Origin of the sequence: Rhodovibrio sodomensis, from assembly GCF_016583645.1 — a bacterium.
GTDB lineage: Bacteria > Pseudomonadota > Alphaproteobacteria > Kiloniellales > Rhodovibrionaceae > Rhodovibrio > Rhodovibrio sodomensis.
The window spans coordinates 1-7,835 of sequence record NZ_NRRL01000167.1 but is presented as its reverse complement, the minus strand read 5'-3'; the positions used below and the strand labels follow the sequence as shown (position 1 = coordinate 7,835).

At 64.0% G+C, this 7,835-nt stretch carries 8 protein-coding genes and 2 pseudogenes; 3 read left to right on the top strand and 7 right to left on the bottom strand.

The genetic code is table 11. The features are described 5' to 3' along the window. Both CKO28_RS29500 and CKO28_RS25755 read right to left on the bottom strand, forming a co-directional pair. Positions 1-229 (bottom strand): helix-turn-helix domain-containing protein (locus CKO28_RS29500; RefSeq protein WP_200340324.1); only part of this gene is annotated, 229 nt, incomplete at its 3' end. Positions 230-309: 80 nt separating this feature from the next. Then, positions 310-495, bottom strand: a complete 186-nt coding sequence (locus CKO28_RS25755) for a hypothetical protein (RefSeq protein WP_207168936.1) — start codon at positions 493-495, stop codon at positions 310-312. Between the two features lie 24 nt (positions 496-519). Between CKO28_RS25755 and CKO28_RS25750 the strand changes: the two genes are divergently transcribed. Further along, positions 520-741 (top strand): hypothetical protein, encoded by a 222-nt coding sequence (locus CKO28_RS25750; protein ID WP_200343996.1) that lies wholly within the window; start codon positions 520-522, stop codon positions 739-741. A gap of 123 nt (positions 742-864) precedes the next feature. Here CKO28_RS25750 and CKO28_RS25745 read toward each other — a convergent pair whose 3' ends face one another. The 4 genes from CKO28_RS25745 to CKO28_RS25730 all read right to left on the bottom strand — a co-directional run bounded on the left by CKO28_RS25745 (position 865) and on the right by CKO28_RS25730 (position 4,195). Further along, entirely contained in the window at positions 865-2,148 is a 1,284-nt protein-coding gene (locus tag CKO28_RS25745) for a TRAP transporter large permease subunit (RefSeq protein WP_200343993.1), read from the bottom strand. After that, complete coding sequence (locus tag CKO28_RS25740; RefSeq protein ID WP_200343991.1) at positions 2,145-2,651, bottom strand: TRAP transporter small permease; 507 nt, start codon at positions 2,649-2,651, stop codon at positions 2,145-2,147. The genes CKO28_RS25745 and CKO28_RS25740 overlap by 4 nt, the downstream gene beginning before the upstream one ends. Positions 2,652-2,677: 26 nt before the next feature. After that, positions 2,678-3,736 (bottom strand): TRAP transporter substrate-binding protein, encoded by a 1,059-nt coding sequence (locus tag CKO28_RS25735; protein ID WP_200343989.1) that lies wholly within the window; start codon positions 3,734-3,736, stop codon positions 2,678-2,680. 81 nt (positions 3,737-3,817) lie between these two features. Continuing rightward, the gene (locus CKO28_RS25730) at positions 3,818-4,195 is read right to left on the bottom strand and encodes a hypothetical protein (protein ID WP_200343987.1); all 378 of its coding nucleotides are present in this window, start codon (positions 4,193-4,195) and stop codon (positions 3,818-3,820) included. Positions 4,196-4,358: 163 nt separating this feature from the next. Between CKO28_RS25730 and CKO28_RS28710 the strand changes: the two are divergent. Further along, positions 4,359-4,512, top strand: a pseudogene (locus CKO28_RS28710) (IS630 family transposase); the annotation flags it as partial. 386 nt (positions 4,513-4,898) lie between these two features. Here CKO28_RS28710 and CKO28_RS25725 read toward each other — a convergent pair. Next, the gene (locus CKO28_RS25725) at positions 4,899-6,554 is read right to left on the bottom strand and encodes an ATP-binding protein (protein ID WP_200343985.1); all 1,656 of its coding nucleotides are present in this window, start codon (positions 6,552-6,554) and stop codon (positions 4,899-4,901) included. A 387-nt stretch (positions 6,555-6,941) separates the two neighbouring features. On the opposite strand from CKO28_RS25725, the pseudogene CKO28_RS25715 reads away from it, so the two are divergent. After that, positions 6,942-7,712 (top strand): annotated as a pseudogene (locus CKO28_RS25715) (IS110 family RNA-guided transposase); the annotation flags it as partial. Positions 7,713-7,835 lie beyond the last annotated feature (123 nt).

Genomic DNA, 7,835 nt, shown 5'->3' with positions numbered 1-7,835 from the left:
CATCCCGAGCCAGAGCTTCCCAGCCGTCGCGCTGATACGCCTTGTGCCATCCCCGTATCGTATCGTCGTCCAGATACAGGAACTCCGCGATCTGGGCGCAACTTTTGCCGTCATCCAGCAGCAGAAGGGCATTTGCCCGCCGTGCAACGCCGTGGTCCACGCGATGCCGACGCACGCACGCTTCGAGTTCGCGGCGATCTTCAAAGGAGAGGAAACCGGGGCGTATCATGCTCGCAGCTGAATCCCGATTCTAACTCGCGTCAAGCCCGAATTCGGGTCTCCAGAGACTCGGAGTATAACAGGTTTGGACTAGTTCGCAGGATAACTGTAAATAATTTCGACACGACCCGGACCCATCGCCCGATCGACACCGGACAGCGCGAGGACCGCAAGGGTCGCGTCGCCGAGGCTATTTTCCTGGCCGCGCGCATTGTCTTTGGCAGCCATCTGGTCGGCGGCGAGGACGTCTACGGGCACGGGCAACATGGCCTGCAACTCGCTGCGGCCCCCACTGCGAAAATGTCGCCGCCGGCGTCGGCGAGCACCGACGGCCTGGATCTGAGCCTGCCGAAGGCCGCGTCGGCTGCATCGGAAACCGTGTCGGCCCCAAGCTACGATCGTAGAGACGGCGCGGCCGTAACGAACCTGGACGATCAGACCAGCCTGCACGGGGTGCATCGCCTGGAGATCGATCTGGACACCGACAAGATGAGGCCGCGCGCCGGAACGCCGCTACGCTGAACACACGGCCCACAGGGAACATTCCGTCTGGGCTGAACCACTCTAGCCGCGCATCTACGCTTCACCCTTAAGTGGGCGTCGTACAGCGATCCATACGGCACCCAGCTCCTGCCACATCAACCTTCAGAACCCGAACAGGGCCGGCAGTGCCGTCGTCACCGACGGAACCAGAATGATCGCCAACAAAGCGACGAGAGCGGTTGCGACGAACGGCCAGATGCTCCGGAACAGGTCCTCCAGCGGGACACGGCCGACGGCCGAGACGATGTAGACGCACGCACCCATGGGGGGCGTGATCAGGGCGATCGTGATGTTCAGGGTCATCACGATCCCGAAGTGGAAGGGATCGATCCCGGCCATTGTCGCGACCGGGGCGAAGACCGGCGTCAGCAGGACCAGGGCAGCGATCTCTTCCATGAACATGCCGATCACGAAGGTGATGGCGCTCAGGATCAGCAGAACCAGAAGCGGACTGTGGGCGAAGTCGAGCACAAAGCCCGCGAAGGCCTGCGGCACCTGGTTGAAAGACAACAGCCAGCCGATCACCGCGGCCGCCGCGATGATCAGGAAGATCGCGCTGGACAGGCGCGCGGTCTCGGCGATCGACCGCGCCAGGGCGCTCACGGTCAGCTGCCGAGTCAGCATAAACCCGGCCACGACAACATAGGCGACCGCGAGCGCCCCGGACTCCGTCGGGGTCACGACGCCCGCGATAATGCCGCCCAGGATGATCACTGGCGCGACCAGAGCCGGCACCGCGTAAATCACGGCCCGCCCAAGCGCTGACAGCGAAAATCGCTCGCCGGTCGGCTGGAACCCGGCCCGCTTGGCGTGAGCCCAGTTCAACGCCATGAACGCGGTCCCGAGAACGAGCCCCGGGATGATTCCGGCGACAAACAGGCCGCCGATCGATGTGCCCGTCATCGTCCCGTACAGGATCATGAAGATCGACGGCGGAATGATCGGCCCGATCAGCGAACTGCCGGCGGTCAGACCGGCCGCGTAGGAGCGCGTGAAGCCGTCCTTCTCCATCGCCGGGATCAGGATGGACCCGAGGGCGCTGGAATCCGCCGCGGCGGAACCGTTGACGCCCGCGAACAGGATACTGGCGACCACGTTGACGTAGCCCAGACCGCCGCGGAGATAGCCCACGACCGATCGGCACAGGACCAAGAGCCGGTCGGTGAGCCCGGCGTGGTTCATCAATGTACCGGCCAGGACGAAGAACGGAATCGCCATCAACGTGAAAACGTCGATGCCACCGAAATACTGCTGGACCATGATCCGCAGCATCGAGGGATCGCCGATCCACGCGAAGCCGGTCAGGGCCGCCGCCAGAAGCGAGACAAAAAGCGGGGCGCCGATCACCATCAGAACGACGAAAACCCCGAGCATCGCCCAGGTCACGGCACGACCTCCTCGTTCCGGCGGTTGGCGGAACCGGCCATCAGGATCAGCACATACTGGAGCAGCATCAGCCCCATACCGGCCGGGATCGACGCTGTCGGGACACTCCGCGAGACGTTCATCGCCAGCGTCGTCATCCCGGAGACCTTCTGGGCGTAATACGCCCCCATGACGGTCATGAAGACGAGGATACCCAGCACCACGAAGCGTCGTATGGCCTGGATCACGGCAGCGAACGCCGGTGGAAGCCGGTCGACGACGATCCGAATCTGCATATGCTCCCCGCGCCGTAGCGCGGCCGCACCGGCAAGAAGGACCGACCAGATGAGGGCGTATCGAGCCAACTCGGCGGTCCAGATCGGCGACACGTCGAAGCCGTACCGGGCGACCACCGCGAAGACGATCACGCCGACGTTCAGGGTCAGACAGAGGCCGGCCGCCCAGGTGCTGACGCGCTCGACACGTCGCGCCCAGACGGCCGCCTCTTCTCGCAGCGACGCCATTAAGCGGGTCTCAGGCTACGACGCCATCATGACCCGCTCGCGGCCATCTCGTTCGCCTTGGCCGCGCTCTTCTTGGCCATGTCGATCCACTTCTGGTCGATCTTCTCCGCGAGCCATTCGTTATAGGCCGGCTGCCCCTGCTCGCGGAACGCCTCCATCTCCTTCTCCGTCGGGTAGTACACCTGCATCCCTTCGGACTTCAGGAAGCTCACGCGCTCCTGGACTTTCGCCTCCACCCAGATGCGGTTGATCACGTTGGCGTCGTGCGCGGCCTGTCGGATCGCCTTCTGGTGCGCCTTGGGCAGCTGATCCATCCAGGACCCGTTCACCAACAGGAACTGCATCGAGTACTGGATATTAGCCATCGTCATATACTTCTGGACTTCATGGAGGCTGCCGATGATGATGTACATCGGTGGGTTCATCTGCCCGTCGGCGACACCGGTCTTGAGCGCGGTGTAGACTTCCGTCCATGGGATCGGTGTGCCCGAGGCGCCGAACGCCTTATAGAGCGCGACCTGGCTCTGATCCATCGCACGGAACTTCAGGCCCTTGAAGTCCTCGGGCGAACGGATCGGCCGCTGCGAGTTCGTGAACGCAAGGAAGCCACCCTCTTCGACCGCCTCAAGCAGATAAGCGCCGGTGCGCTCGTGGAAAGCCTTGGTGGCCTGCTGCCAGTACTTGCCGTTTTCGTAGAAATGGTGCGCGGCTTCGAACGATTTGAACATGAACGGCGCGTTGCCGGCGAAGATTTCCGGGAACACCGACTGCATCCCGGCGAGCGAGGCCACGTTGATCATCGGCCCGCTCATCACCTGCTCCATGCGGGCGGCTTCCTTGCCGAGCTGGCTGTTCGGGTACAGCTCGACCTGGATCGCCCCACCGGTACGCAGGTCGACGAGTTCCTTGAAGTTGGTTGCGAAACGGTGGACGGCGTTCTTCTCCACCTTCGGCGGCCCGTTGTAGGACATTTTGATTGTGGTGGTGTCCTGGGCCGTCGCCGTGTTTCCGCCGAGCATGCCGACGCTGACAAGGGCAGCGGTCATGCCGGCCAGGAAATGCCGACGTTTGACTGGAAATGTCATCTCGAGCCTCCCTGTTGGTTTCCACCCGCGAAAGCGAGCCCGACAAGGCCTCGTGCTGTCAACGGAAGAAGAGGTATTCGACTAACGCCGCGCTCCCTCCGTTTTGATGGTCCCGCCGGTGCGCTTGCCCAGGGGCGGACGCGCCGGCGCCCCCGTCAGACGGCGACGTAAGCGGTTGCCAAGCATCTGCCGCCGGACACGTAGATCGATGCCGATGGCGAAGCCGGCGACCAGGACGGCCACGATCGGCGTGCTCAGGATGAAGATCTCGGCCGCTGGGACGATGCCATAGGCCGCCGTCAACGTACCGGCGCCCAGTGCGACGTTCGAGCCACCCCACACGGACCGCGCGCGCTGACCGTCGCGTGTACCCGCGTACAGCTGCCACAGGCCGCGGGCGATGACGACGCCGGCCGCGATCAGCGTTGCTGCCAGAAGGAGTGCCGTGAACCGGACCATGTCTCACCTCCTGGTCGTAATGTGTGAACGGCAAGCGCCGATCGCCAGATCGGTTGTCAGCCGGACGGGAAGAACGTACCTGTGACAGAACCTACTGGTTCAGGCCTAACGGGTGGGTTCCGCAGGGGATTCCCCTGGCGGCCACCGCGTGCGAGTCTGGGGCATGCTGACCGTTATCAGTTTTGAGGTTTCCCCGGATGACCGCCATCGTCTCGAGGCCGTCGTCCGGGATCGCAACACCCCGCAAAAACACGTGTGGCGGGCGCAGATCGTGCTCTGCACAGCCCGACGGTCTCGGCACCAACGCCATCATGCGCGCGTGTCCAGTGACCGCGAACTCAGGTCAGTCGTCGGGGACTTAATTTCCAAGGAGAGCACGCGGAACCTTGGATCGTGTGCGTTGATGCAGGGCATCGGACAACCACAATAACTGCTTTCAGCTGCCTTCATGGCGGCTTTGGGTTACAAGGCGCGGGCCGCCGAACCTCTGCTCAGAGGTGCCCGTGGGCCCGGACCAGGAATGGTCGGCTATCGACGGCCACGGTCACGGCTGGTTGCGAAAGAGCACTTGGTCGCCACATCTCATCAAACTCTTCTCGACACCGAAGGCGTCGGACGGAAGATAATGGCGAAGACAACCGGCAACTGTTGATTTGGTGCTAGAATGGAGAAGATTCGGCCCGGCGACGAAGGCGTGTTAACCCTAGTCACTCGAAGTCGCCACCGGTAAACGAATGTGAAAGGCCGTTCCCCGGCCCGGCGCGCTGTCCACGTCGGCTACCCCGCCCATCTCTTGTACAAGTTTCATCGCCAGCGGTAAGCCGATGCCGCTACCGCCTTCGCGACCCGCGTCGCCGACCCGGGTGAAGGGCTGTAGCGCCAGTTCAAGGTCGGCCTGGGATAGCCCCGGCCCCTCGTCGACGACCGAGAGGCGCACCTCGTCGGCTCTGTTATCGATCCGCGTTGTTAGGACGATTTGTGTCCCGCGCGGGCTGTACTTGATGGCGTTCTGCACGAGGTTCACCAAAACCTGCTTCAAGCGCACGGGGTCGGCCCCAATGGGCGGCGGGGGCGTCGCGACCTTCACATCTAGGACCTGGTCCTTCGTCGCCGCGCGATGCGCCAGCATCCTGGCGACGGCATCCAACAGCTCGACGGGGTCCGTTGGCTGGATTTGCAAGCTCAGCCGACCGAGCCGGAGGCTCGTTTCATCGACGATGTCGTTGATGAGCAGCAGCAGGAACTCGCCGCTGTGTTCGATGGTTTCCGCGCGCTCGACGGTCGCCGACGTGTCCGCCTTCCCCGCCGTCATTCGGATCAGACCCGCGAAGCCGATGATCGCGTTGAGCGGCGTGCGTAATTCATGGCCGACCTCGGCAATCCGCCTCTTCATGCGTTCGAGTTGCTCGGCGGTGGCGTCGTGTTCCCGGCGGGCCGCGGCGATCTGGCGGGCCAAGCTCGCACGCCGGAGACGCTCACGGCGAAGCGCCACGGTCTGCTGCGTCGTCACCAGCGCAAGCAGGGAACTGACCAGCATCACCAGGCCGCTCTCGATCAGATCTCTTGGACTCGGAACGAGCAGCATGGCGACGGCGAGCCCGGACATCACGATCGCCAACGTGGTCAGGCTTTGCCGCGGCATCCGCCAGCCCGCCAGGATGATAAGCGTACCGCCAGCTGCGAGCGCGCTGACCGGGACAATCTCGACGTCTGCCATCCAAGCGACGAGCCCGACAGCAAATGTAACGCCGGCGATGGCTGCGAGATCGCCAACAAGGGCGAACGCGTACGGTCGAAGCGGGCGCCAGTTATCGGGGGCCGAAAGGCGGCGGTGCCAGGGCAGCAGGGCGAAGACGAGGCACGGGGCAAGCGAGGCGATGCCCAGCGCATCGCCGGCAAACCAGGCGACAACGGCACGGCCGGTCGGCAGGGTGGCGGCCAACCCCGCGAGCTGATGGTTCAAGGTACCGAGCACCGCCGAAAACACAGCGCCCGAGAGGCCGGCGAGGAGAAACCTGGAGAGCGTTCGGGGCGTCAGCGCGATCCGCGGCGGCGGCGTCGACATCCGGAAGGCCAGCGCTGCGAACAGGTAACTGCCAACGTGGCTTAGACTGCCGGCGATTTCGAACAGGGTTGGCGCACCCTGCCAAAGGTCCCGGCCGGCGACGAGCGATGCGACGAGCGGCAACCACGCCCAACCCGGCCCGAACACGGCCAGTAAGCTGAAGGTCAGCGCCGCAGGCGGGTACCAGACCGACGTCCCCGTCGTCAGGGCGGCTGCCGATGCCAAGTGCCAAAGCGCCACCCACAAAACCACGTACACCGCCGCGGCAGTGGTCAGGAGCAGGGCACGTGGCACAGCAAGGCTCGCGTTCCAGGTCGACTAATCTCAGTTGGCTAACACATTTCCTACACCCGAGTCGTTTATCGATACGGTTAACGTATCGGATTCCGATCAAGGAAATCGCATTAGAACGCGCTCCATGGGACCTACGCATCTTCCGTAAGAGTTGCCCACCGCGCTTTGCGCGACCCTGTCGGACGAAACCTGGGCTATACTGATCAGGTTCACCGGCAGCGAGGCTGGCTTCTGCTTGGTGCGGATAAGCCCGTGTAAGAGTTTAGGCCCGGAGCCCCATGAGCACCCAGATCTGCGCCACGGATCGCCGATCCCGGAGCGCGTTTGCGAGACTTCCTGTTGTTGGGGCGCCACGCCGGTGACGTTCTCTCTCATCAGGAGCTTGAGATGGACGTTCTTCACAAGCGCTGTGCCGGCCTGGACGTGCACAAGGACAGCGTCGTGGCCTGCGTGCGGCTGGCCGACGGTGCCGAGGTCAACCGGGATGTGCGGACCTTCGCCACGAGCACCAGCGCGCTGCTGGATCTCTCCGCGTGGCTGGCCGAGTACGGCTGCACGCACGTCGCCTTGGAGGCGACCGGGGTCTACTAGAAGCCGGTCTGGTACATCCTGGCCGACGGCGAGATCGAGCTGATCCTCGCGAACGCCGCGCACGTCAAAGGGGTTCCGGGTCGCAAGACCGACGTCAACGACGCCACCTGGCTGGCGGATCTGCTGGCCCATGGGCTGGTCCGCAGCAGCTTCGTGCCGCCGGCCCCGATCGCCGAGATCCGTGAGCTGACGCGCACCCGCAAGCAGCTTACCCGGGAGAAGACCCGGCACACCCAGCGCATCCAGAAGACCCTCGAAGCCGCCAACATCAAGCTGGATTCGGTGGTCACCGACATCCTGGGTGTGACCGGCCGGGCCATCCTCGACGCGCTGGTCGCCGGCGAGACCGATCCCGCCGTCCTCGCGGCCAAGGCGGATCGTCGCATCAAGGCCAGTCCCGAGGAGCTGCGTGCGGCCCTGTTCGGCCGCGTCACCCGGAACCACCGCTTCCTGCTCAAGCTGCACCTGCAGCACATCGATGCGATCGACCAAGCGATCGCCGAGATCGACGCGGAGGTGGCCGAACGGCTGGCCCCTTTTCGTCAAGCGGCGCGCCTGCTGACCAGCAGATCTAAATGCAATTGAGTCGCACTTGCGCGTCTAGGTTGGGGTGCGACATATCGAATCGATCCGACAGGGAGGCCTTGGCGGCGCCAAATAACCCAGATTCTCTGCACGTATGCAGGTACT